The following is a 24,186-nucleotide window of genomic DNA, read 5'->3' on the forward strand; positions in this document are numbered from 1 at the left end:
AAGGGGTGTATGTATGGCCGAGGAAAAGTGGCGTACGTCGATCACCGATATCGGGCCCGGCAAAATAAACGTCCGGGGCTACCGGATCACCGATATCATGGAACGGCTCTCCTACGCGGAGACGGTCTATCTCATTCTCAAGGGAGAACTGCCGAACAAGGCCGAGGCGGCCCTGATGAACGCGATCCTCGTTTCATCGGTTGACCACGGTGCGTCACCGCCGTCGGTGCTGGGGACCCGCACTGTCGTCTCCGGCGGCAATTCGCTCAACGCCGCGCTCGCCGGCGGCGTCCTCGTCATCGGCGACTCGCACGGCGGCGCGATCGAGCAGTCGGCAAAAATCATGCAGGAGTGGGCCAAAAAGGACGGCGACCCCGCACACCTCGCATCACAGATCGTCGACTGGCTCTCTGAAAAGAAAATCCGCATGCCCGGTTTCGGACACCGGCTGCACAATGTCGATCCGCGCACCGGCAAGCTCTTTGATATCGCCGCCACGCACGGCTACTCCGGCCGACACATCGAGTTGTGCAAAGCGATCGAAAAAGCGCTCAACGATAAACTCGGCAAGGCCCTGCCGATTAATGTCGACGGCGCTATCGCGGCCGTGATCTCCGACATGGGCTTCGACTGGCGGCTCGGCAAGGGCTTTTTCATCATCTCGCGCATGCCGGGTCTGCTGGCCCATGCGTATGAGGAGATGACGAGGGAGAAGCCGATGCGCAAGCTCGGCCCGATGCCGTTCGAGTACGACGGCCCGCCGGAGAGAGGTATGTAACGGGTGGCCCACCCGTCTCGGGTGGGAATGACAAGGCTGAAACGCAGGGAATACCACTCGGTCGCCCACAGCTTGCTGTGGGGACTCAACTTGGGCAAACAATGTGCGTGGCCCGGGTGGCCCACCCTTTGGGTGGGTTTCTTCTTCAGTTTGTGCGTTTCTCAACATGGGTAACAGATGAGACTCACTACATGGGTAACCCTTTTGTGGCCCGAGTAGCCCACCCGTCTCGGGTGGGAATGACAAGGCTGAAACGCACGGAATACCACTCGGTCGCCCACAGCTTGCTGTGGGTACTCAACTTGGGCAAACAATGTGCGTGGTGTACGTCCTCGTGCACCACGCGACTGAACGGTCGGGCGGGTCCGTCTTCGAACCCGCCATAACACACTGAACATCACCATGCACCACTTCTCGACCATCATCAAACTCTCCCGCACCGCGGTGCCGCTTAACATGCTCCTGCTGATGGCGATCATTCTCGTCAGCGCCGCCGGACCATCGAAAAAGCTGATTCCCTGGGGCTTCATCGCCTTCGCCGCACTGATGGCCGTCGTGTTTACACTCAATGTCGTCACTATGCTGAAAATGGGACCACAAACCCGCCGACTCCGCGAACTCTTCCGCCTCGGCGGACTGATCGCGACCATCGGTCTGGCGCTCTATTTGCCCGCAGTCGCGTTTACGTCGCAGCAGTTCCTCACGAATACACTCAATCCCGCTGTCGAGTCGATTGCGTTTGCTGCCGTCTTTGTTGATCTGATGGTCCTGGCGTCCGTCGGCAGAGCGTAGCCGAGTAGCCCACCCGTCTCGGGTGGGGTCTTTCTTCCCGGGTGGCCCACCTTCCAGGTGGGTTCCCGTGAAACGATTCTGTTCCAACCGAGTAGCCCACCCCTCCGGGGTGGGCTCGACTCACCCCCAACCGAGTAGCCCATCTCCTATGGGGTGGGTTCGACTCGCCCAAACCGAGTAATCCCGCAAAGAAGTTCCGTCGGGTGCTAGTCCGCCGAAGGCGAACGACACCCGACGGCATCTCATCGCTTTTCAGAAACGTTCCGCCGCATGCTCGGTCGACTGCGACAAGCCAAAACATTGAAAGAAGCGCTGTCGGGCGGGTCCGTCTTCGAACCCGCCATAACACACTGAACATCACCATGCGCCCGGGTGGCCCACCCTTTGGGTGGGTTTCCTTTCATCCTTGTGCGTTTCCGTCCACGTGCACCACGCGACAGAACGATGGCATCCGGCGCCCGCCCATTGCCTCGTTCGCCATTAAAACGTAGGCCCAGTCTGTCTTTGAACCCACGGCCCGACGTTGGATTACCGGCGACCCCTCGCCTGAGCGACAGGCCCTGACACTCGCGCCCCCGGCCCACGCTTTCACTACAGCATCGATGGTTTTAATTGCGCAGCCCCCTCTAGTAGAGAGGTCAGCCACGGACACGAGGACTGTTGTATGTCGCCGTACGGCACACGGATAGATACTAACCGCAACTTCATCAACACGATCCGGCGGAGAATCAAAAATGGGGGCCCCCATAAAATGACAAAACGAACCTATTTCTCTGTAACCGTATTGGGGACATGCAACTACAGCGAATTTTTCGTTTTTCGCGCCCCGCGCTTCACTGGTGACGGACCAGCCGCGGACCGCTCAGGCAGTCGAACGATCCCGCCCCGACACGCGTCTATAGACTGCCTCGGGTGTGAAAAGCATCTGAGGTGGCACACACGTGAGGGAGGGATGCCCGCGTCGTATGTCGACACCTGCCGCGCCGCAGTCCGTGTCGAGACAAACGGATCTGTCCGTGCCCCGTGCTGCGCGGCAGAAAAAAAGGCGAACCGCTTTGGTTCGCCTTTTGTGCGATAGATGTCGCCGACCGCTTACGCCACAGACTGCGGCTGGCGCGGCTGGCTCGGGCTCTTCGGCGGGAACGGGCCCTCCCGGTTGTCCGAACCGGTGAACGCAAGAATGCCCACCGTTACGAGATTGACCACCGGCACGAGCGTACAGAATCCGAGGAACCCGGATTTGCCGACGGCTTTGGCCACGTCGATCCACAGGATGGCGAAAATCACGATGTTCACCAGCGGCACCAGCATCAGCAGGAACCACCACATCGGCTTTCGCGCCATCTGAAGCAACAGCAGGCTGTTCAGGATCGGAATGAACGACCACCAGGCGTTATTGCTGCAACCGACCTTCTGAGCCAGCTTGAACTGGGCATACGAGTCGCCAACCCCCGGCCGGTCGCCCGCTCGGGATTGTTGCAAAAATGAACACGGGCTGATACCCGCCAGTTAGCTGTTGTTCGACCGCCCGATTCGGCCTATACTCGGATTCATGGCCATTGTCGCCGAAAAGATCAGCCAGACCGCCGGCATTCTCGACGAACTCGACCTTGACCTGTGGCTGGTGTTTGTCCGCGAGACGCGGATGCTGGCCGACCCGGTCTGCGACCTGGTGGTCGGTCACGACGTCACCTGGCAGTCGTTTTTTGCCTTCACCCGCGCGGGTCGGTCGATTGCCCTTGTCGGCAACTTCGACCGCGACATCTTCACCCGCGACGGATACTACGGCGACGTGCGCACGTACACCGAAGGCGTGGGAGAGTCGATCCGGAGGCTGCTGCGCGAGCTGGACCCGTCGACCATCGCGGTCAACTACTCGATCGATAACCCGGCCGCCGACGGTCTCACGCACGGGATGTATCTCGCGCTGTGCGAATACATGAAAAATACGCCGCACCGGGATCGGCTGGTGTCCGCTCAGGCCGTCTGTTCGGCGCTTCGCAGCCGCAAGACGCCGACTGAAATCGCTTGCCTCACGGCGGCGGCCGCGATGGCGGTCGACGTCTGGAACGAAGCCGGGCCGCAGATCGCCGTTGGCATGTCCGAGCGGGACGTGGCCGCGGTGGTCGACGGACTCATCCACGCACGAGGCGCAAAGACCTCATTCGAGACAGCCGTCAACGCCGGCGACAAGACCAGTCCGGGGCACGGCCTGCCCACCGACGCCCGACTCGCGCACGGCGACCTCATGCATATCGACTTCGGCGTCGAGCTCGACGGCTACTGCTCGGACTTGCAGCGGCTGATCTATTTCCGCCGACCCGGCGAGGCCTCTCCGCCCGGGGAGCTGAGCGACGCGTTTGAGACGGTCAACCGCATCATTACGGAGACCGCGCGAGTCACCCGCCCCGGGGCGCGCGGCTGCGAGATCGACGCGCTCGCGCGGAGCATGCTGCGCGACGAAGGGTATCCTGCGTACGAGCACGCACTCGGACATCAGCTCGGCCGATCCGTTCACGATGGCGGCGCCATTATCGGCCCCGAGTGGGAGCGCTACGGCTCGACTCCGATGATGCCGCTCGAAGAAAATAATGTCTTTACGCTCGAGCTCGAAATCCTGCTGCCGGGGATCGGCTGCGTGGGGCTCGAGGAAGACGTACGTGTAACCGGTCGCGGCGCCGAGTTCCTGTGCCCGCGACAAGTGGAGTTGATTATCAGATGAAACGGCTTATTCCGCTTGTGTGTCTTCTGCTTCTGGCGCTGTCATGCGGCGGCAAGAAGGAAGTTGCTGATGAAACGCGGCCGACGATTCAGCCCGTTAACGTGCGCGTCGAGCCCGGACATGAAAAACTCACCGTCACCTGGGAAAAACGCGGCGACGGCCTGTTCAGCGGCTATAACATCTACATCAGTCAGACGCCGCTGGCGTCGCTGTCGGGACCATACCCGGAGCCGTTCAATCCGGCGCCCTCCCCGGGCGATACCGATCCGACCGACAATATCGAACACTTCGAAGCAGCCGGCCTTACCCAGGGTGCCACATATTATGTCTCGGTCCGCGCCGTCTATCCCGACCGCACCCTGTCGGCGCCGTCCAACGAGGTGATGACCGCGACCGGCGGCCGTGGCGTCATGGACCTCGGCATGCGGTACAACGCTCAGCAAGACGGCTTCTCGTTCGTGTCCGACGGCTTTGTCGAAGCCGACGATTTGGCTAACGATCTCTACTACTACAACGCCGCCGGATCGCACTTTCTGGCCTCTCCCATCCGGCTCAACGGGTTTCTGCGCAACTCCCGGCTGTACAAGCTGCCGGTGCGTGGTTCGCTCGATGACGCCCGCGCGTCGCTGGCCGACTACACCGGCCGTCCTGCCGATGATCGCGTGGAGATAACGGTCGGGGACTGGGTGCTCGTGCGCACCGACGACAACACGCATGCCCTGATCAATGTGACCGGAGTCGCGGGCGCCGGTCCCGATGCCATCGTGCAGTTGTGGTACGCCTACTGCTCCCTTCCCGACGTACTGCTGTTTTAGGCTGCGCGACCGCCCCCGGCAGCGGGCTCGTCGATAATCCGGGTCCACTTATTGCTTGCCCGGACGGACGGTTTTGCGTACTTCTGGGATGTCATACAACCGACCACACAATCCGGGAGCAGGATTATGAAAACCATATCTGCGGGATTATATGCCCGCCTGCTGGCAGTGTGTCTCGCCGCGGCGTGCGTCGCTGTGTCGTCGGCGGAGGCCGTCAGCCTGGACGAACTCGCGACACTGATTGACTCGGCGCGCGCGGTCGAAGCGCCGGTGTTCGCCCCGAAGACCTTCCAGAAGGCGCTCGACAAATACGACGACGCCAAAATGCAGGCCGAGCGCGGCAAGGTGCAGACGGAAATCGACAAGTACGTCGCACAGTCGCAGGAATTCGTGGAAAGCGCCTTCAAGGCGACCGAAGTCGCGCGGCTGATGCTCGCCGATTATGTCGGCCCTCGCGCGAAAGCTCGCGACGCCCGGGCGCATGAGCTGGTACCGGAGTTGTATCAGGCAGCCGAAATCCAGTTCATGAAGGGGACGGAGAAAATCGAAGCGGGCGGCGTCAAGGACGGTCTCAAAGAGGCCGAGAAGGCAGTGGCGCTGTTTGACGCCGCGGAGCTCGCCGCTATCCAGGTCGATCTGCTGGGGACGGCCGACCGACTGATCTCCGAGGCGGTCAACGATGAGGCGGTCAAGTATGCGCCGGTTACGTTGGACAAGGCGCGGTCGGCCCGCGCCAAGGCCGACTCGGTGCTGCTGTTCAACCGGTACGACCGCGTTCAGGCGACCGTTCATGCCGAACGAGCCGAATATGAGGCGCGCCACGCATCAAACATCGCCCAGAGCGTCCGCTCCCTCAATCGCAATGATCAGGCGTGGGAGAAACTGATGCTCGTGTACGAGATTGAGATGGACAAGATCGGCTCCGCCCTCGGCTACGAGCTCCTGCCGTTTGACCGGGGGCCGTCAGCCGCCGCAGATTCGGCGAAAGCCGGTATCGCACGCCTGCAATCGCAGCATCAGCAGTTGAGCGCCGCCGACGATCAGGCGTCGGAGACCATGGCCGCTACACTCCATCGACTGGGCGCAGAACCGGGCGGCGACGACGATCTTGTCGCGCGGGCGACCCAGCTTGATGCGCGCGTATCCGATCTGCTCGACCGTACGAGCGAACTCGCGAAGACGATCGAGACGGAAAAACAGCGCCTGTCGGAGCTGTCGCAACAGCACGAGCAGGTCTCGGCCGAACTCGAGGTGCGTCAGCAGCGCGAAGCGAAAGTCAGGATGGCCAAGGCTATCATCAACCCGTCCGAGGGTGATGTGCTGTTCAACGCGTCAGGCGACATCGTTCTTCGGCTGCACGGTCTCGCCTTCGACGTCGGCAAGTCCGACATCACCGATAAGCAGGCTCCGCTCCTCCAGAAAGTGCAGGAAGTGGTGGCGATGTTCCCCGAGGCGCGTCTGCGAATCGAAGGTCACACGGACGCTACGGGCAACGAAACAACCAACCAGCAGCTGTCTGAGAAGCGGGCGTACGCGGTGATGCAATACCTTCGTCAATCCATGTCGCTCGCCGCGGAAAACGTGACGGCCGTCGGCTACGGTTCGGAAAAACCGGTGGCTTCCAATCAGAGCGCGGAAGGTCGCGCGAAAAACCGACGGATCGATATCATCATAATGCAGTAGCGGGGCGCGAGCGCGACGTGAGCGGAAACATCGTTAAAAGAGCATCGTGGGTTGTCCTTTGTCTGACCCTTGCAATGTCCGGACCGGCATCCGCTGTTGAGAGTGCGGACAGCACGCTGGCGAGGGAGCCGCAACCCCGGCGAAAGTCGCTCGGCGACGTACTTCTGGCCGTTCCCAGTACGTTGATCACCATACCCGCATACGCGCTCAAAGGACTAGCGTGGGGGGTGGTCACGCTGACGACGCAGGACACCTTTGTCGGCGAGATCGTGAGATACTTCTCCCGGCCGCAGGCGACGGTTGCCCCGCTTGTATCCTACGAGGCTAACGAGGGACTTGCCGGAGGCGTCGCAGTTCGGCGGTGGAACACGTTCGGCAACGGGGATCGCACGCGTTTGAAGCTGCTTTATTCGTGGCATGACTACAGCACCGCGGATCTGAAGTACACGCACCTCGGTGCGGCCGACAGCGCGCTTCGAATCGGTTTCAACGCTTCGTACGACCGCATGCCCCGCGAGACCTATTACGGCCCGGGAAACGGTGCGGCCGAACATGATGAAGTCGCGTTCACGATGGAACGCACCCGGGTTCGCGGTAACGTGTCGCTGTATCCGTCTCGTGGCTGGACTATCGGGGCATTTGCGGGTTACAGCGATTACAACATTTTCGACGGTCGCGATCCCGACCGGCTCGGCGACCTGGCTGCGATTCGGGAGCGCTTCAGTCTCTCGTCGGCCGATACCCGGTCGACACAGTTTGTCACGATCGGCGGCGGGCTCGAATCCGACAACCGCAATAGCGGCGGGCAACCGTCGCGCGGAGGTCGCCGCTCGCTCGATGTAAGTTACCACACGGGAGTCGGCAGCGACGACGATATCGAATTCGTCCAAACGCGGTTCGAGGCGAGCCAGTACATCGATCTCTTTGAGAAGCGCATCCTGGCCATTCGCGTGATTGCCCAGGACATCGACCGCTCCCGCAGCGCATCGCCGAACCCGTTCTACCTGTTGAGCTCCCTGGGAGGCGCGGAGTCTTTGCGGGGTTACCGGACCAACCGCCTTGTCGACCGCGACATGGCGCTGGTCACGATCGAGTATCGCTATCCAATCTGGGATGTGATCGATGCGTTCCTGTTCCTTGATGAGGGACGTGTCTTTCATTCGATCAGCAACGAACTCAGTCTGCGCGACTGGAAGTACTCGGCCGGATTCGGTCTGCGTGTCTGGAATCCCGATGAAGTTGTGGTGTCGGCCCAGATCGCCAAGAGTGACGACGGCGTGCAGTTTTTCTTCCACGCGGGCCAGGACTTCTGAGTATGCATTCCAATCGACTGCGGTTGCGGCTTCGACTAATGTTCGCCGTCGTGTCATGTGTAACGGCGCTGGCCGTTGTCGGCTGCGGTGGGCCGCCCTCGATTCGGCCCGATCTGGCGTATGCCCGCGACGCGGACGATCGCCCGGTTGAACAGATGGAGTCGCGAGATCCGTCTTTGGAGTGGGAGACGGTGGACCGCACGTTGTTCGTGCAGGCCGAGCAGGCGCTTGATCTCAGGAGGGGATTCGGCAGCTTCTGGGGATCACCGATCCAGGCCGCGAACATGAATCGGTTCGACGACGTGCCCGACTGCGCATGGTTCACGAACAGACACGGGCGGTCTCCACTTACGCCCGACGACATCCGCACCGGCATTGCCTTGACCCCGGGCCCCGATACGACCGGGCCGTGGCTCGTGTTTCGACCCAAAATTCAGGGGGCAACGGTCGGATTCTGGATTCAGGACGCCCGGGGAGACGAATACATTATCAAGTTCGACCCCGTCGGGTACCCCGAGTTGTCCACCGCCGCGGCTGCGATGGGGGCACGGTATCTTCATGCCTGCGGCTACAACGTGCCGCAGGAAACGATCGTCTACTGGCGGCCGGAGTGGCTGTCAATCAAGGATGGGGCCACAATCACGGATGCCGACGGAACGAAGCGTCTCATGACCCGCGCCGACGTCGACAGCATTCTCGCTCGCGTTCAACATCAGCCTGACGGATCGATTAGATCGCTGGCATCGTTGTCACTCGCCGGGACCGGCACTCTCAAAGGTCCGTTCAGTTATGACGGCCGGCGCGACGATGATCCAAACGACTGGTGCGATCACGAGGACCGTCGCGAACTTCGCGGCCTGTACGTGATCGCTTCACTCATCAACCATTATGATCTCAAGGACCAGAACACGCTCGATGTGTTTGTCCGGACCGACGGCGACCGGGGCTACCTTCAGCATTACCTGATCGACTTCGGCTCTACTTTCGGCTCCGACGGCCGGGGCCCAAAACATCCGCGCAAGGGTTACGCCAACGGGTTCGATCTCAAAGACGTGCTGATCTCCTGGGCGACGCTCGGACTGAAGCGCTGGGCGTGGCAGGACAACGTGCCCAGTCCGTATCCCTCGATCGGTATGTTTGAGTCCGAGAATTTCCATCCGGGGACTTTCGATCCGATCGTTCCCAATCCCGCATTCGACAACATGACCGACCGCGACGCGTACTGGGGAGCGAAGATTGTCATGGCATGGCGCGATGAACATCTCAGGGCGCTGGTGGCATCCGGTGAGTTCTCGGATTCCGCGGCTGCCGAGTACCTCTTCCAGCGGCTGGTGGAGCGGCGCGACAAGATCGGGCGCCACTGGTTCTCACGAGTGAATCCGTTGGATTATATCGAGGTCCTCGGCGGCGGGCATGGGATGTTGATTTCGTTCGATGACTTGTCGGTGCGATACGGACTCGAGCCGGAGGTCGGCAATCGCTATCACTATGTTGTCAAATATGACGGCAACGAGGTGGTGTCAGGAGTGAGTGAGGAGTCCGCCGTAGTTCTGTCGATTACCGATCTGGCGTCGATGGCCGAAGTGTATAAAGCGGGGAACGAGGACAAGGACCATCTGTATCGACTGGAGATTCGCACCGAGCGACCGGGGAAGAAGCTGAGTAAGCCGACGGTTGTCTGGCTGTGGTACGACGATCAGGAATCGTCTTTCGAATACGTGGGATTGGAGCATGTCGATTAGGTACTCCCGTCGACTCGTGCTGCCGACGCTGCTGCTCGCAGTATCAATATCATTCGGATTTGGCATTCCCGCGACCTCTGAAACGATTACGGGAACGCGGTTCGAGCAGTACACGCAGTGGCAGAACCTGCCGCTTCAGGAGTATCTCCGTGTCATTCTTGCTGACGAGGAGGGGGCCGTGGCTCTCGGGCCACTCGATCCGTTGATCGCGACGAAACCGCACAGCTTCGGCTATCACGAAGTGCGCGTGCTGTGTGCCGATTTGGAGGCGGCGAGAAATGCGGTGGAATTGATCAAGGCGGGTGATTCGTTGCCGGTGCACCGAGTCTTCTGGTATCAGGACAAGGTTTCGGAGCCGCCCCCGAATGGGCTCAGGGCGGCACTCGTGACCTTCGAGAACGGCCCGTCAATTGTCGTGACAACAATTAATCAGATGCGATTCTTGGTTTGGGCGAGAGAGACGCTCATGGAATCGCGCCTGCAGGTTGATCCGGAGGCCCTTCGCGAGTATGCGAGAGCAGTTTCGGACTACCTGTTCGCGCTCGACAAGGGCTTTGATGAGGCGTCGGCCCCGATAGCGACAGAGTACAATCTCCCTGAGGAAGTTGATTTCTATGCGCGGCCGCCCGACTATGTCATCGAGGGCTACCAGAACTACAAAGATTTCCTCGGTGTTCACGCCCCAATCCACACCGACTATGCTACTGGGATCCTGTCATTTGTCCCGGGTGATTCCCTGCTGCAAGCGATCAAGGCGGGCGCACCGGAGGCGCTCTTCCCGAACAAGGAGGCGCCGATGTTTCAGGAGGAATATCGCAAGTTCCTCGAACGCGGGGGGGATGTTCGCACTCTGAAGACCCTCACGCGCGAGGGATTCGATACACTCCAGGCGGGCGAATACTTCTTCGCAGTGGGTGCGAACGGGACGGTTCGGTTCGGGCGGGAACTGCTCCGCGATGAGGTCGAGCGAATCGAGCAGGAGACCGGGCGCAAGGTACCTCGTGCGAACCATGCCTTCCTGTTTCCCGGCGAAGCTATCCTGACGGCGGGAGCGTTTTTCATCGCCCGCGACACGGTTCCCCGTATCGTCGAGGTCAACGCGCAGTCCGGGCATTACTTCTACAGCAACGTCTCGGCTACCATACGAGATGATATAGCGGTGCGGTCCGACTACTATCTCGGAACGCTCGGACACTTCTTTATTGCGCTGGACAGCCTGGGAATTCCCTATGACGGGGTTCTCATCAGCAAAATGTGACGCCATGAACTCATCCCATGTTGTTCGACGACTCACCCGGGCCTTTGCAGCGGCCCTGCTGGCTGTCGCATGCTCGGCAGCCGCCGACACGCGAACGTACATGAGCGGGGGAAAGGTGGCGCTTGTGGGAATCGGTTCGGCGACGGTGTATGGGGTGGGGCACTTCGTGAAGAGCGCCGATGCCGCCGCCGTGCCGCGCTGGTCGCGCCCCGGCGGATTGGAACGACGCCTTCAATACGTGCTCGGCGGCGGTTTCCATGCCGGCAAGACCAACTTCCTCGATTCGGACGCCGGCTCTGCGCTGACTCCGGCGATGGGGCTGATCACCGTCGGTCTCGCCGATCTCACCTGGCCTCAGGGCGATCGCGAAAAGACGTTTCTTCAGGATCAATTCCTGATTTGGTCCGGGCTGATCGCCACGAAAGGGATCACCGACCTGTCAAAAGGCTTGTTTCGCCGCACGCGCCCGGTAGTCGCTTTGGAGCCGGATCTTGCTCCGCGCGGGATGAGTCCGCGCTACCGACACCAGTCCTTTTTCTCCGGCCATGCATCGAGCGCCTTCTTTTCGATGGCCTACACCAATATCAGGATTCGATCGATCATGCGCAGCCGCCTCTCGGCCGCAGAGTATCGTGACTGGCGGTGGCTCCCGCCGACCGTGTTTTTCTCCTGGGCCGGGTATGTCGGCTGGAGCCGCATTCATGCGTTCAAACACTACGTGTCCGATGTGCTGGCCGGGTCGCTGGTGGGATGGCTGCTGGCTGAGCTTTTTCACGCGCTGGGAGAAGAAGACGCTGTATCCGACTCACACACGGCCCCGACCCCCATGGTTTTCCAGGTGAGCATGACCTTCTGAGGCCTGTTGGCAGGATTCTCCTGTCGGCCGCGAATGTGTATCGCTGCGGTCTATGATTCAATCGCCGAGATTTTTCGGGCGCCCCGTAATTTCTTGTTAATAAGCAAGTTAAGCGAGGCCGAATGGAGGCGGCATTGTCCGGCGTGGCGGAATCAGAATCAATACAGCCAAAAGCGGTTGCCCCTCGACATTCGCGATACTATCTTGACCTCACTGCAGGATCCGGGGGCCGGGCACTTTCCTGATCGTGCGACGCGTAAATGGGGACCATCTGACTCCATTTCGCGTTATGCAGATAGACGAGTGTGACCCATGTTGACAAGGAGTGAGCCATGAGCAAAGGACTGGCAATCCGGGGATACGATTTCGTGGAGTTTTATGTCGGATCGGCCAAGATGGTCGCCTACTGGTATGCCAAAGCCCTCGGAATGGATATCACCGCCTATCTCGGCCCAGAAACCGGCGTGCGCGACCGCGTTTCCTATTACCTGACCAAAAATAACGTCAAGTTTGTCGTGACCTCACCGGTGCAGCCCGGCTGCTACGACGTGTACGGTTTCCTGCAGCAGCACGGCGACGGCGTAAAGCGCTGGTCGGTGGAGGTTGACGACGTGGATGAAGCGTTCCGTTATGCCACGGCGAACGGGGCCGTCATGGTCTACCGGCCGGTAAAGCTGGAGGACCACCATGGCTATGTCGAACAGGCCGCCATCCGGCTCTATGACGACACGGAGCTGGTATACATCAATCGCGACAATTACGATTATCTCTTCAAGCCCAAGTACTGCGAGCCGCCTGTGAAGCTGAATATCGAGACGATAGACACCGGCATCCAGCAGATCGATCACATCGTCGGCAACGTGCGCGAGAACGAAATGAACCTGTGGGCGGACTATTTCAACAAAACCATGAACTTCGAGACGTTCGTCGATTTCAAGGCCGGGGATATCGGGACGAAATACTCGGCGTTGCTTTCCAAGGTCGTACGGACGCGCGACTCGAAAATCCGCAACCCCATCAACGAGCCCTTCGAGGGGCTCAAGAAGTCGCAGATCGAAGAATACATCGAGCAATATCACGGTTCCGGCGTGCAGCACATCGCGATCGCCACCGACGATATCATCTCGACCATCGATGCGCTTCGTCGCAACGGCGTCGAGTTTCTCCGTGTGCCGGATACCTACTACGATATGCTCCGCAAGCGCGCTGATCTGAACATCAACGAGAGCATCGAGGATTTGCAGCGGCTCGGTATCCTGTGCGATCTCGAAGGAGACGGATATTTGCTCCAGTTGTTCACGAAACCGACCGGCGACCGCCCCACGTTTTTCTTTGAGTTCATACAGCGGACCGGCAATTCGCAGGGCTTCGGCAAAGGCAATTTCCAGGCTCTTTTCGAATCGATAGAGCTTGACCAGCAGCTCCGGGGCAACCTCGAGAGAGATCCGAGCGAGGTTATGCCGCCGTGCTGAACCAGTATCCGACAGTGACAGGAAGAAAGGACGACGATGCCGTTTTACCATAAGGTGGGGGACATTCCCCGGGTCAAACATACCACCTTCTACAAGAAGGATGGGGCCTCGCTCTACCGCGAAGAACTCTTTTCGAGCAAGGGCTTTTCCGGCGTCTATTCGAACAAGTATCATTATCATCTTCCCACCGCCGTGAAGTCTTCGAAGCCGATCGACCTCCATAAAGACGTCACGTGGCCCGACGCGCCGGTGCTGTACCTTCATTTCTTCACGGACAACCGGAAGACGCCGGGTGATTTCGTGACCTCGCGCAACGTGTTCCTGTACAACCCGCAGTGCATCGTCTCTACCGCTCACCCCACCGAGGACACGGACCGGTTCTACCGCAACGCCTATGCGGCCGAGTACGTCTTTGTGCATCGCGGCAGCGGGGAGTTTCTCAGCGAGTTCGGACGCATCTCGTTTGAACCCGGCGACCAGTTCATTATTCCCCGTGCCGTCACGCATCAGTTCAAATTCGACTCATACGACGGCGACAACAAGCTTCTGATCGTGGAATCCGGAACGGCCTATGAGATTCCGAGTCATTACCGCAACGACTATGGTCAGATGGAAGAGCATGCCCCGTACTGCGAGAGGGACTTCAAGACTCCCGAATACATGCAGCCGCACGACGAAACGGGCGAGTTCAGCATAATTCTGAAAGCCGGCCACCGGTTTTTCGAGCACATCGTTCCCCACCACCCGTTTGATGTCGTGGGGTGGGACGGCTTCTTGTATCCCTTTGCGTTTAATATCAAGAGCTATCACCCGAAGGTTGGTCGCATTCACTTGCCGCCGCCGGTGCATTTGGCCTTCAACACCCAGCATTTCGTGATCTGCAATTTCAATCCGCGGCCCTTCGACTGGCACGAAAATGCGATTCCGGCCCCGTATTTCCATTCAAACATCGACAGCGACGAAGTCCTGTATTATGTCGAGGGAGACTTCATGTCCCGGAAGGGCGTTAAAGAGGGGTCGGTCACGCTTCACCCCGGGGGATTGCCCCACGGACCGCAGCCGGGCAAAACCGAGGCCTCGATCGGCGCCAAGGGGACCGACGAGTACGCGATCATGATCGACACGTTCGCGCCCCTCGTGCCGACCGTGAATGCCCGCGACACGATGGACCCCGCATATGCCCGCTCGTGGCTGGAGTAATCGGTCGATGATTCCGCTTGACGGATTCGGGGACAGACGTGACCTTTAGTGTACGAGTAAACGCGTCGACGTCCACCCGAATCGGTCGGTTGAACTGCCGCCGGCCAGCGAGAGACACCATGGTGAAGATACCGAAGCACACCCGGGACCTGAAACCGTACAAAGAGGGCAAGCCGATCTCCGAACTCGCTCGTGAGAAGCAGCTTGCCCGTATCGTCAAGCTTGCCTCCAACGAGAACCCGCTGGGCCCGTCGCCCATGGCGCTGACCGCGCTGGCCAAAGCCGCCGGTGAGCTTCACCGGTATGTTGATCCGCGCGCGGCCGACCTTGTCGCCAAACTGGCTCCCCGGATCAACAAGTCGCCAAAACAGATCATCTTCGGCCACGGCACCGATGCCCTGCTCGGGTATATCGTCAACGCCTTTTCATACGAGGGTGACAAGGTGTTGACGTCGGAAGGCACGTTCATCGGTATCTACGTCAATACCACCAAGCTGGGCCGACGCATTCGCCAGGTGGCGCTGAAGAACTACGGGTTTGATCTCGATGCGATCGCTGACGCCATTTCTGGCGACACTCGCATCATTTACCTCGCGAATCCCAACAACCCGACCGGAACCATGTTTACGGATCGTGAATTCACGGCGTTCATGGACCGCATCCCGTCCGATATTCTCGTGATTCTCGACGAGGCCTACGCTGCCTACGCGATGGAACACGAGGGATATCCCGACGGGTTGTCGTACGACTATGAAAACGTGATCGTCACGCGAACGCTTTCCAAAGTGTACGGGCTGGCCGGTCTTCGTGTCGGCTATGCGGTCGGACCGGAAACGCTTATACAGGATCTGTACAAGGTCAAACTGCCGTTCGAGCCGAACAGCTTTGCGCAGGCCGCAGCGATTGCGGCGCTCGACGATGAGGAGTTTTTGCGGCGAACGCTGGAGACCAACCGACGGTCGCTGGCCATGTTGAATGAAGGACTGGATCGGCTCGGCCTGGAGCATGTTCCGACCTACGCCAATTTTATCATGCTGCTGCTGCCGTCTCAGGAGACGGCCCGCCAGTTTTACGAGCACTGCCTCGATCGAGGGCTGATCATCCGCCCCATCGCGCCGTTTGGTATTCCCAACGGTATCAGGATTAACTCCGGCACGGAAGAGGAGACCGAGTTTGCCCTCACCGTGCTTGAGGAAGTGACCGCGCTCCTTCTGCATCCGGTGGGAGACTAGAGTCCGGGCAGAACCAGCAAAGGACTACGAGCATGAAGTTTGTCTCTTTTAGAACGACTGCGGGTGAAGAACGTCTCGGGCTGCATGTCGACGGCAAAGTATACGACATGCAGGAGAATGCACGTATCGTGAACAAGACACTGCCGTCGACGATGAGCGAGTTTCTCTGGGGCGGCGATCGATTAATGGATGAGGCGCGCCGCCTGCTCGAGGATATCCTCCGAGGGAAAGCCGATCTCGTCGTTCAGACGTACACACCGATGGCGCCCGTGCCGCGTCCGACTTCCTGCCGCGATGCGTATGCGTTTCGACAGCATGTCGCGGCCGCACGGCGAAATCGCGGGGTCGAGATGATTCCCGAGTTCGACCAGTTCCCCATATTCTACTTCACCAACCACAACAGCATCATCGGCGAGGGAGACTGTCTGGTCGAATGCGACCACCTGCAGAAACTCGATTTCGAGCTCGAAGCCGCCGTGGTAATCGGCAGGAAGGGTAAAAACGTGGCGGCGGAAGAGGCCGATTCGTTTATCGCCGGGTATACGATCATGAATGACTTCTCTGCCCGGGTCCTGCAGATGGAAGAGATGAAACTCAACCTTGGACCGGCCAAGGGCAAGGACTTCGCGACCGCCATCGGCCCGTGGCTCGTGACGCCCGACGAGTTGACCGATCGACGAATCGACACGCCTTTCGGCCGGCAGCACGACCTTCGAATGACCGCGACCCACAACGGCAAACTGGTCTCGGACGGCAACCTGAAGGATATGACCTTCACGTTCGCGGAAATCATCGAGCGCTGTTCCTATGGCGTCGAGATCTTTCCCGGCGATGTCATCGGCTCCGGCACGGTCGGTACGGGATGTTATCTGGAATTAAACGGCACCCGGGCTCGTGAAGCCGCCGAACAGGGACACGCGTTCGAGCCGGTGTGGTTGCAGGACGGCGATACGATTGAACTCGAAATAGAAAACCTCGGGTCGCTGACAAACCGGATCGTCAGCGCCGACCGCCAATACTCAATTCTCGCCAGGAAGAAGAACGTCGGGTGATTTTATGATTCATGTCGAGCCCCGGGAGTTGTCGGTTCGCGACGTACACTGGCTGTTGCTCGGCGGCGTGGCGCCGCGTCCAATCGCGCTGGTGTCCACGATTTCCGCGTCCGGCACGGTCAATTTGTCCCCGTTTTCGTTTTATAATGCATTCGGCGCCAATCCCCCGGTGGTCGCGTTCTCGCCCTCGACACGGGGAAGGGACGGTACGAAAAAAGACACGTATCGAAATATCATGGAAACACGGGAATGCGTCATTCAGGCCGTGACTTATGATCTCGTCCAGCAGGTCTCGCTGGCGTCGACAGAGTTTCTCCCCGAGGTCGACGAATTTGTCAAGGCCGGGCTGACGCCGGAACCATCCGATCTGGTTCGGCCGCCGCGCGTCAAGGAATCACCGTTCCAGATGGAGTGTCGGTTGATGCAGATGGTGCCGCTCGGCGACGGCCCGGTGTCGGGAAATCTTGCGATCTGCGAGGTTGTGAAATTTCACGCCGCCGACGACTTGTTCGAACGCGGGATCATCGTGCCCGACCGTATCGACCTGGTCGGCAGAAACAGCGGCAACTGGTACACGCGGGCGAGCGGCGCGGCGGTCTTCGAGGTTCCGAAACCCACCGAACGTCATGGTATCGGGGTCGACCGCCTGCCGGATCATATCCGGACATCTCGCATCCTCTCGGGCAACAACCTCGCTCAACTGGCGGGAGTCGAGGCGGTACCGACCGCAGAGGAAGCCCGGCGCGTGCTGTCCGGGCTCGATCGAAGTGTTGCGCCCGAAGTCTCGGCGGAAGCGTTCAGTCGTGCCGCGCGGAGAAACGACTTCGAGGCTATGCTGGCCATCGCAGCCTCGATGACGGATCTGCCCCGTGACGAACGGCGTCACCTGCTCGAACTGACCGCGAAAACGGCGCTGGATGAAGGCGACGTTTACTTCGGATGGGCCGCCCTGTTGCTGATCGTCGACTAGCGGTCGGCGCACAAGCCTGCACGATCCACGCAACGGAGGGAGCGCTGCGGATATGAAACCGCTCTGGGAACCACCTGCCGATTACATCCCGAGAACCGAAATGAGCCGCTATATGGGCTGGCTTGCAGATCGCCTCGGCCGGCATTTCAACTCATACGCCGAGCTGTACGATTGGTCCATCAATAACGTCGAGGCGTTCTGGCAGTCGATATGGGAGTTCATGGAAATCGTCCACTCGCGTGAGTTCGGTGAAGTCCGGACCGGATCGGAGATCTGGAACAGCGTGTGGTTCGAGGGGGCGCGGCTGAATTTCGCCGAAAATCTCCTGCGATACCGCGACAACCACACGGCGATCGTCGCCTGTGCCGAAGACGATACCGCGCGACGCCTTACGTACGCTCAGTTGTACCGGCAAGTGGCAGCCTGTGCCTCCGGTCTGAAACGGCTCGGCGTCGGTACCGGTGATCGGGTGGCGGCCATCGTTCCGAACAGCGCCGAGGCCGTTATCGCCATGCTCGCGACAACTTCTCTCGGCGCCATATGGTCCTCCTGCTCGCCGGATTTCGGTTCTCAGGGAGTACTGGACCGCTTCGGGCAGATTGCTCCCAAAGTCCTGTTTGCCGCCGACAGCTGTCGATACAACGGCAAAAATATCGACATCACTGACCGTGTCGCCGAAGTGATAGCGAAAATTTCCAGTATCGAACGCGCCGTCGTTTTTGATCATCTCGGAGAGCAGTCGGGACCGCTCCCGCCGAAGTCGATCTCCTGGGACGGCCTGATGGATCCCTCGGCGAAAGAGGTCACCTTCGAACAACTGCCATTCGACCAACCTGTCTACATCATGTATTCGTCGGGAACGACCGGGAAGCCGAAATGCATCGTCCACGGCGCCGGGGGAACGTTGCTCCAGCACGCCAAGGAACATCGGCTGCATACCGATATCCGGCGGGACGACGTTGTGTTCTACTACACGACTTGCGGATGGATGATGTGGAACTGGCTGGTCGGCGTGCTGTCGTCTGGCGCCACGATCGTCTTGTACGATGGATCGCCGTCCCACCCGACGTTGGGGACTTTGTGGAAACTGGCGGAACAGGAGAGAATCTCGGTATTCGGGACTTCGCCGAAGTATCTGACGGCATTGGAGGATCGTCACGTCCGACCGGGCGAGAAATTCGACCTGAAAGCGCTGCGCACGATTCTATCCACGGGTTCACCGCTGGCGCCGGCCAATTTCGAATACGTGTATCGACATATCAAGCCCGACATCCAACTGGCGTCCATTTCCGGGGGCACCGATATCATTTCCTGCTTTATGCTTGGATGTCCCATCCTGCCGGTGTATTCCGGCGAGATACAGTGCCGGGGCCTGGGGATGAAGGTCGAGACGTTCAACGACCGGGGAGAACCGGTTCTCGATGAGGTCGGCGAACTGGTCTGCACCGCACCGTTCCCGTCGCGGCCGGTGTTCTTCTGGGATGATGCCGACGGCGCCAGGTATCGCAACGCTTATTTCGACCGGTGGCCCGGAGTCTGGCACCACGGCGACTACATCCGTATCACGCCTCGCGGCGGGGTTATCGTATACGGGCGGTCCGACGCCACCTTGAACCCCGGCGGGGTTCGGATCGGTACGGCGGAGATATATGGTCCGGTCGAGGCGCTGCCGGAGATCGCCGACAGCCTCGCTGTCGCCCAGCAATGGGGCAGCGACGTTCGAATCGTGTTGTTCGTTGTGCCCGCCGAAGGGGTGACGTGCGACGACGCGCTTCGAGGGAAAATCCGCGACGCCATCCGTACGGCGCGGTCGCCGCGACACGTACCCGCCAAAATAATCGCGGTCAAGGACATCCCCCATACGCTCAACGGCAAGAAAGTAGAGATCGCCGTCACCCGGATCATTCACGGCTTCGATGTCGCCAATCGTGAGGCGCTGGCCAACCCCGGGTCACTGGAGCAGTTTCGTTCGCTGCCGGACCTTCAGGAACCGTGAGTTCGAAACTCCTTGCCTCACCCGGGCCCCGGGAATATATTGTGAAATGGACTTTTTGGACCGATTCAATCGAATAAAATACCGTATTCACATGAGGCTGGAGGATTGATTCCATGACGCGCGGGACCACGCGATTTACCGACGGCTTTTTCCGGGCGCCCGGGGTAGACCGTACAGGCGCCGGACCGATCGCCAGCGAGTACGTCCCCATCTGGGACGTGGTCGACAATGAGAATCTCAAGAAACTGCCCAGACATCTCAAACAGTTTGTCGTCGATCAGCAATACGAAAAGTACACACCGGTCGACCACGCCGTCTGGCGGTACGTCATGCGCCAGAATTTCGCCTTCCTGAAAGATCACGCTCACGAGTCGTACACGGAGGGGCTGAAGAAGACCGGAATCGGAATCGAGAAGATTCCAAGCGTCTACGAGATGAATGACATCCTGTCACGAATCGGCTGGGCCTGCGTGACGGTCGACGGTTTCATTCCTCCGGCCGCCTTCATGGAGTATCAGGCCTACCGTGTGCTCGTAATCGCCGCCGACATGCGCCAGATCAATCATATCGAATACACCCCGGCTCCGGATATCATCCACGAGGCGGCCGGACACGCCCCCATTATCGCGGATCCGGAATACGCGGAATACCTCCGGCGGATCGGTGAAGTAGGCGCCAAAGCGATGTCTTCGAGAAAAGACTTCGAGTTGTACGAGGCCATCCGCCACCTGTCCATCCTCAAAGAACTGCCGAATCCCGATCCGGAAGAAGTGAAGGCGGCGGAGAATGCCGTGGAGTACGGCCAGGCGAATCTCGGCACGCCGTCGGAGATGGCGCTGCTGAGTCGCCTGCACTGGTGGACTGTGGAATACGGCCTGATCGGTACCCTTGACAATCCCAAGATATACGGCGCCGGTTTGCTCTCATCGATCGGGGAATCCGCCAATTGCGTAACGCCGAAGGTAAAAAAGCTCCCGTACAATCTCCAGACTGCGGACTTTGCCTTTGATATCACGACCCAGCAGCCGCAGCTGTTCGTTACGCCCGATTTCCGGCACCTGATCGACGTACTCGAGGAATTCGCCGACGGGATGGCATTTCGTACGGGCGGCGTTTCGGGGCTGACGAAGGCAATCGAGTGCAACAACGTTTCGACCGCCGTGTATTCTTCGGGCCTGCAGGTTTCCGGCGTTTTCACCGGCGTGACGGTTGACGAGCACAATCGCCCCGTGTACATCAAGACGACCGGCGCCACCGCCCTCGCGGTCGAATACAAACAACTCGAGGGACACGGCAAAGTCTATCACGCCGACGGATTCGGCTCGCCGGTAGGCAAGCTTAAAGGCGTGGACCAGCCGATTGAACGCATGTCCGACGGCGACCTGCGGTCGCACGGGCTGGTTCCGGGCCGGCGGAGCAACTTCACGTTCGAGAGCGGAATCACCGTTGACGGATTGCTGGAGCGGGTTGAACGCAGAAACGACAAGGTCGTCCTGCTCGTCTTTTCGGACTGCTCCGTCAATAACGGTTTGACCGTATTGTTCGATCCGACGTGGGGCGCCTACGATATGGCGGTCGGCGCCGAGATCGTTTCCGTCTTCTGCAGCGCCGCCGACAAGGACGCCTACGAGCAACCGTCGCTGGTGCCGAAAGAACGCACCGTCAAACTCGACTACGACGACAAGACCCGCGCCCTGCAGAACATATACGCCATTATTCGCGCCTATCGCACCGAGAACAAAACAGATGATTCCATCGTTGCGTTGTATGAGTCGCTGAGAGCAGAACACCCGAACGATTGGCTGGCGTCGTTGGAGATTCTCGAGATTCTCGTTTCGAGAGGAATTTTCGCCGACACTGCGGACCGGATTCGGGATGAGTTGAATCGCACGGCGACTGCGCAGGAACACCTGCGGAAACTGATCACCGACGGGCTGTATCTCGTCGATAACCCGTTCAAGAAGGTGTAAGCGAGGCGGTTTGCGATGCAGAATCTCAGCCGGAAACGGTGTGTGCCCTGCGAGGGCGGAATTGACCCGCTGACCCGAGACCAGTTTGAAGTTTATCTCGAGCAGTTGCCGGACTGGACGGTGCTCGACGACAAGTCTCTTGAGCGGGAGTTCCGTTTCAAGGATTTCGTCGAGGCTATGGCGTGGGTCAATAAGGTAGCAGAAATCGCCGAGGACGAGGGACACCACCCGGACATCTACATCCACGGGTGGAACAAGGTCCGGATCACGCTCTGGACGCACGCGATCGGCGGTCTGTCGATCAACGACTTCGTCGTCGCCAGCAAAATCGACCGCATCAGGTAAGCCCGATTCATGTGGAGACAGATGGGGAGACGTTTGTCGGCGTCTCACTTTGTCCCTGATACACAGGGTTACAACGTCCCGGCTATATTGCCCACACGGATAGAGTCTATGAGAACGTCGGACGGCCGCGAGAGCGCAAATGCGACCGCCTCGGCCACTTCATCCGGATTCAGCATCTTTTCGCGCGGGAAATCCCCGGAGACGCTGTTCCACAGGGCGGTATTGGTTGCGGACGGCGTGACGGTGATGACGCGGATACCGCGCGGGCGAAGTTCCTCGCGCAGCGCGCGAGAGAATCCATCCAGCGCAAACTTGCTCGCGCAGTAACTGCTCCAGTTCGCAAATCCCGATTCCGCGGCGATCGAGAGAATATTGACAATCGTCCCGCCTGAAGTCATAAAGGGAACGAGATTCTTTACGAGCAAAAACGGCACCGTGACGTTGATATCCAGCGTGCGACGCCATTCGTCTTCGGTCAGCTCTTCCACCGGCTTGACAAACGCCACGCCGGCATTGTTGACGAGTACGTCGAGGGGACCGGCGCCAGCCGCGTCGACAATCGATTGGATCCCGGCCTCACCGTGCAGGTCGGCGAAGATTGGAACGCCGGTTGCCCGTTTCGACTCGACCAGCGCCGCGGTCTTCCGCAGGGCGTCCTTGTTGCGGCCGTGTACATAGACCGTCCTGCCCTCCCCGGCCAGCCGGACCGCGATTGCTCTCCCGATGCCCTGACTCGCGCCCGTAATCAGAATACGTTTCAACGAGAATCTCCCTGTCTTCGTACGGTGAATCGATTGTTCGGAGTCTCCCACAGCCGTGTCCGCCACAGACGATCGTCGAGGGCCTTCTGCAGACGCGGCCACAGTGTTGTTACCATGTTTTCGGCGGTGCTGGGTCGGTCCCGGAAGTCATCAGTGTCGAGATCGAGATGGCGGAATCGCCACGGCTCGAGGACAGAGTCCACGGACTTATAGGCGCGATCGAGGTCGAACAGCGTCCCGCTCCGCTCATCGAGCGTACCACCGACAGTTGCTTCGAGTCGGTACAAGTGCCCATGCCCGGCTGCGTTATTGCACTTGTCATACACCTCGACGTTTTCAAGCTCAGTCAACCGGGAGCTGTGCAACCGATGAGCCGCATGGAAACTGCTCTCGATTCCCAGGAAAGTGATACCGCCACGATGAAATTCCGCGAAGAATCGGGGATTTTCGTGCAGTCGCACGCGATTGACCGGCAGCGAGGCGCCAAGTCGTTCGAAGGCGTACCGCGCGAGTGTCTCGGTGGTCACCGGCAGGCTTTTTAGTCCCGAGACTTCATCATTCAGGTAGTGATGGTCCAGTTCTTCATAGAGCGACGACAGCGCCCGCTCCGACTCCGACGGAGGAACAATCATGCCGTAACTGCCGTCCACCGGACCATCCAGCGTAACACGCACGCGATAGCCGTGACCATGTATGTTGACGGCCTTTCCAAACAGCTCCCGGTTCTGCTGATCCGTCAGGTGTGGTGACACGGTTCTCCGGGCGGCGGAGAAATCAATCGTGAAGTGCCGTTCGATCCGTCCGCCCGCGTACGCGGTTGCCGCCGAAGTGTCGGTCTCCTCCAGATGACACACCACCGGCTGCGCCGACTCACCCGAAAAGGCGGAGCGGATATCTTCGAACAGACAGGCAACGAGATTCTCCGGCGTGGGGGGAATGGAATCGAACGGCGACGTATCGACATTGAGAAACTTGTGGTCGTAGCGGGCTGAGAGGATATCGTTTACACGTTTTTTGATTGTCGTTACGTTGATGATCATGCCGTCCCGCGCATCGACAGCGCCGTGGAAAACGGTGTACAGCGTGAAGTTGTTGCCGTACCCGTGCGGGCCGCCGATCCTGCGGCCGAAAAACTGTCGGTTTTTCTGCGGGTCCCAGTCGGGGACGTAGTATCGATGCGATGACGAGAATTCGAACCGCTTGCTCAAGGTCAGATACATAGGGTCATC

The 24,186-nt window shown here is 59.6% G+C and carries 20 protein-coding genes; 17 read left to right on the forward strand and 3 right to left on the reverse strand.

Annotated elements, in window-relative coordinates:
• Positions 1-13 precede the first annotated feature (13 nt).
• Positions 14-778: a citryl-CoA lyase gene (locus RBT76_05695; protein MDX9857262.1), complete on the forward strand. Its 765-nt coding sequence runs from the start codon at positions 14-16 to the stop codon at positions 776-778.
• A gap of 402 nt (positions 779-1,180) precedes the next feature.
• Positions 1,181-1,570 carry a hypothetical protein gene (locus tag RBT76_05700; protein MDX9857263.1) on the forward strand — a complete coding sequence of 130 codons (390 nt, stop codon included), beginning with the start codon at positions 1,181-1,183 and terminating at the stop codon, positions 1,568-1,570.
• Positions 1,571-2,662: 1,092 nt separating this feature from the next.
• On the opposite strand, the gene RBT76_05705 is transcribed toward RBT76_05700, so the two are convergent.
• Positions 2,663-3,052 (reverse strand): DUF5684 domain-containing protein, encoded by a 390-nt coding sequence (locus RBT76_05705; protein MDX9857264.1) that lies wholly within the window; start codon positions 3,050-3,052, stop codon positions 2,663-2,665.
• Positions 3,053-3,122: 70 nt separating this feature from the next.
• Here RBT76_05705 and RBT76_05710 point away from each other — a divergent pair, with 70 nt between their 5' ends.
• The 15 genes from RBT76_05710 to RBT76_05780 all read left to right on the forward strand — a co-directional run bounded on the left by RBT76_05710 (position 3,123) and on the right by RBT76_05780 (position 22,196).
• Positions 3,123-4,292: a Xaa-Pro peptidase family protein gene (locus RBT76_05710; GenBank protein MDX9857265.1), complete on the forward strand. Its 1,170-nt coding sequence runs from the start codon at positions 3,123-3,125 to the stop codon at positions 4,290-4,292.
• Entirely contained in the window at positions 4,289-5,107 is an 819-nt protein-coding gene (locus RBT76_05715) for a fibronectin type III domain-containing protein (protein ID MDX9857266.1), read from the forward strand. Before RBT76_05710 ends, RBT76_05715 begins: the two co-directional genes overlap by 4 nt.
• Positions 5,108-5,233: 126 nt before the next feature.
• The gene (locus RBT76_05720; GenBank protein ID MDX9857267.1) at positions 5,234-6,790 is read left to right on the forward strand and encodes an OmpA family protein; all 1,557 of its coding nucleotides are present in this window, start codon (positions 5,234-5,236) and stop codon (positions 6,788-6,790) included.
• 74 nt (positions 6,791-6,864) lie between these two features.
• Entirely contained in the window at positions 6,865-8,103 is a 1,239-nt protein-coding gene (locus RBT76_05725) for a BamA/TamA family outer membrane protein (GenBank protein MDX9857268.1), read from the forward strand.
• Positions 8,104-8,105: 2 nt separating this feature from the next.
• Positions 8,106-9,845 (forward strand): hypothetical protein, encoded by a 1,740-nt coding sequence (locus RBT76_05730; GenBank protein MDX9857269.1) that lies wholly within the window; start codon positions 8,106-8,108, stop codon positions 9,843-9,845.
• On the forward strand, positions 9,835-11,103 hold the full coding sequence (locus RBT76_05735; GenBank protein MDX9857270.1) for a hypothetical protein: 1,269 nt from the start codon (positions 9,835-9,837) through the stop codon (positions 11,101-11,103). Before RBT76_05730 ends, RBT76_05735 begins: the two co-directional genes overlap by 11 nt.
• Before the next feature lie 4 nt (positions 11,104-11,107).
• The gene (locus RBT76_05740) at positions 11,108-11,959 is read left to right on the forward strand and encodes a phosphatase PAP2 family protein (GenBank protein MDX9857271.1); all 852 of its coding nucleotides are present in this window, start codon (positions 11,108-11,110) and stop codon (positions 11,957-11,959) included.
• Positions 11,960-12,291: 332 nt separating this feature from the next.
• Positions 12,292-13,431 carry a 4-hydroxyphenylpyruvate dioxygenase gene (hppD, locus tag RBT76_05745; GenBank protein ID MDX9857272.1) on the forward strand — a complete coding sequence of 380 codons (1,140 nt, stop codon included), beginning with the start codon at positions 12,292-12,294 and terminating at the stop codon, positions 13,429-13,431.
• A gap of 36 nt (positions 13,432-13,467) precedes the next feature.
• Positions 13,468-14,631 carry a homogentisate 1,2-dioxygenase gene (locus RBT76_05750; GenBank protein ID MDX9857273.1) on the forward strand — a complete coding sequence of 388 codons (1,164 nt, stop codon included), beginning with the start codon at positions 13,468-13,470 and terminating at the stop codon, positions 14,629-14,631.
• Between the two features lie 119 nt (positions 14,632-14,750).
• Positions 14,751-15,863 carry a histidinol-phosphate transaminase gene (gene hisC, locus RBT76_05755; protein ID MDX9857274.1) on the forward strand — a complete coding sequence of 371 codons (1,113 nt, stop codon included), beginning with the start codon at positions 14,751-14,753 and terminating at the stop codon, positions 15,861-15,863.
• A gap of 32 nt (positions 15,864-15,895) precedes the next feature.
• A complete protein-coding gene (locus RBT76_05760; protein ID MDX9857275.1) occupies positions 15,896-16,915 on the forward strand; it encodes a fumarylacetoacetate hydrolase family protein in 1,020 nt (339 codons plus the stop codon).
• A gap of 4 nt (positions 16,916-16,919) precedes the next feature.
• Positions 16,920-17,885, forward strand: coding sequence for a flavin reductase family protein (locus tag RBT76_05765; protein ID MDX9857276.1), 966 nt, complete (start codon positions 16,920-16,922; stop codon positions 17,883-17,885).
• Positions 17,886-17,937: 52 nt separating this feature from the next.
• Positions 17,938-19,881 (forward strand): acetoacetate--CoA ligase, encoded by a 1,944-nt coding sequence (locus tag RBT76_05770; GenBank protein MDX9857277.1) that lies wholly within the window; start codon positions 17,938-17,940, stop codon positions 19,879-19,881.
• A gap of 113 nt (positions 19,882-19,994) precedes the next feature.
• The gene (locus RBT76_05775) at positions 19,995-21,851 is read left to right on the forward strand and encodes an aromatic amino acid hydroxylase (protein ID MDX9857278.1); all 1,857 of its coding nucleotides are present in this window, start codon (positions 19,995-19,997) and stop codon (positions 21,849-21,851) included.
• A 15-nt stretch (positions 21,852-21,866) separates the two neighbouring features.
• Positions 21,867-22,196, forward strand: coding sequence for a 4a-hydroxytetrahydrobiopterin dehydratase (locus RBT76_05780; GenBank protein ID MDX9857279.1), 330 nt, complete (start codon positions 21,867-21,869; stop codon positions 22,194-22,196).
• 68 nt (positions 22,197-22,264) lie between these two features.
• Here RBT76_05780 and RBT76_05785 read toward each other — a convergent pair whose 3' ends face one another.
• Together RBT76_05785 and RBT76_05790 are read right to left on the reverse strand one after the other, a co-directional pair.
• Positions 22,265-22,957: an SDR family NAD(P)-dependent oxidoreductase gene (locus tag RBT76_05785; protein ID MDX9857280.1), complete on the reverse strand. Its 693-nt coding sequence runs from the start codon at positions 22,955-22,957 to the stop codon at positions 22,265-22,267.
• Positions 22,954-24,177 carry a 6-carboxytetrahydropterin synthase gene (locus RBT76_05790; GenBank protein MDX9857281.1) on the reverse strand — a complete coding sequence of 408 codons (1,224 nt, stop codon included), beginning with the start codon at positions 24,175-24,177 and terminating at the stop codon, positions 22,954-22,956. The genes RBT76_05785 and RBT76_05790 overlap by 4 nt, the downstream gene beginning before the upstream one ends.
• Between the last annotated feature and the right edge of the window lie 9 nt (positions 24,178-24,186).

The organism is Candidatus Zixiibacteriota bacterium, from assembly GCA_034003725.1.
In the GTDB taxonomy this organism is placed as follows: domain Bacteria; phylum Zixibacteria; class MSB-5A5; order GN15; family FEB-12; genus WJMS01.

What these genes read in the sequence shown, in the direction of transcription:
- RBT76_05715 (MDX9857266.1), top strand. Translation starts at nt 4,289, where the DNA reads ATGAAACGGCTTATTCCGCTTGTGTGTCTTCTGCTTCTGGCGCTGTCA.
- RBT76_05710 (MDX9857265.1), top strand. Translation starts at nt 3,123, where the DNA reads ATGGCCATTGTCGCCGAAAAGATCAGCCAGACCGCCGGCATTCTCGAC.
- RBT76_05730 (MDX9857269.1), top strand. Translation starts at nt 8,106, where the DNA reads ATGCATTCCAATCGACTGCGGTTGCGGCTTCGACTAATGTTCGCCGTC.
- hppD (MDX9857272.1), top strand. Translation starts at nt 12,292, where the DNA reads ATGAGCAAAGGACTGGCAATCCGGGGATACGATTTCGTGGAGTTTTAT.
- RBT76_05725 (MDX9857268.1), top strand. Translation starts at nt 6,865, where the DNA reads ATGTCCGGACCGGCATCCGCTGTTGAGAGTGCGGACAGCACGCTGGCG.
- RBT76_05700 (MDX9857263.1), top strand. Translation starts at nt 1,181, where the DNA reads ATGCACCACTTCTCGACCATCATCAAACTCTCCCGCACCGCGGTGCCG.
- RBT76_05765 (MDX9857276.1), top strand. Translation starts at nt 16,920, where the DNA reads ATGATTCATGTCGAGCCCCGGGAGTTGTCGGTTCGCGACGTACACTGG.
- RBT76_05780 (MDX9857279.1), top strand. Translation starts at nt 21,867, where the DNA reads ATGCAGAATCTCAGCCGGAAACGGTGTGTGCCCTGCGAGGGCGGAATT.
- hisC (MDX9857274.1), top strand. Translation starts at nt 14,751, where the DNA reads ATGGTGAAGATACCGAAGCACACCCGGGACCTGAAACCGTACAAAGAG.
- RBT76_05790 (MDX9857281.1), bottom strand. Translation starts at nt 24,177, where the DNA reads ATGTATCTGACCTTGAGCAAGCGGTTCGAATTCTCGTCATCGCATCGA.
- RBT76_05760 (MDX9857275.1), top strand. Translation starts at nt 15,896, where the DNA reads ATGAAGTTTGTCTCTTTTAGAACGACTGCGGGTGAAGAACGTCTCGGG.
- RBT76_05750 (MDX9857273.1), top strand. Translation starts at nt 13,468, where the DNA reads ATGCCGTTTTACCATAAGGTGGGGGACATTCCCCGGGTCAAACATACC.
- RBT76_05720 (MDX9857267.1), top strand. Translation starts at nt 5,234, where the DNA reads ATGAAAACCATATCTGCGGGATTATATGCCCGCCTGCTGGCAGTGTGT.
- RBT76_05695 (MDX9857262.1), top strand. Translation starts at nt 14, where the DNA reads ATGGCCGAGGAAAAGTGGCGTACGTCGATCACCGATATCGGGCCCGGC.
- RBT76_05735 (MDX9857270.1), top strand. Translation starts at nt 9,835, where the DNA reads ATGTCGATTAGGTACTCCCGTCGACTCGTGCTGCCGACGCTGCTGCTC.
- RBT76_05775 (MDX9857278.1), top strand. Translation starts at nt 19,995, where the DNA reads ATGACGCGCGGGACCACGCGATTTACCGACGGCTTTTTCCGGGCGCCC.
- RBT76_05740 (MDX9857271.1), top strand. Translation starts at nt 11,108, where the DNA reads ATGAACTCATCCCATGTTGTTCGACGACTCACCCGGGCCTTTGCAGCG.
- RBT76_05770 (MDX9857277.1), top strand. Translation starts at nt 17,938, where the DNA reads ATGAAACCGCTCTGGGAACCACCTGCCGATTACATCCCGAGAACCGAA.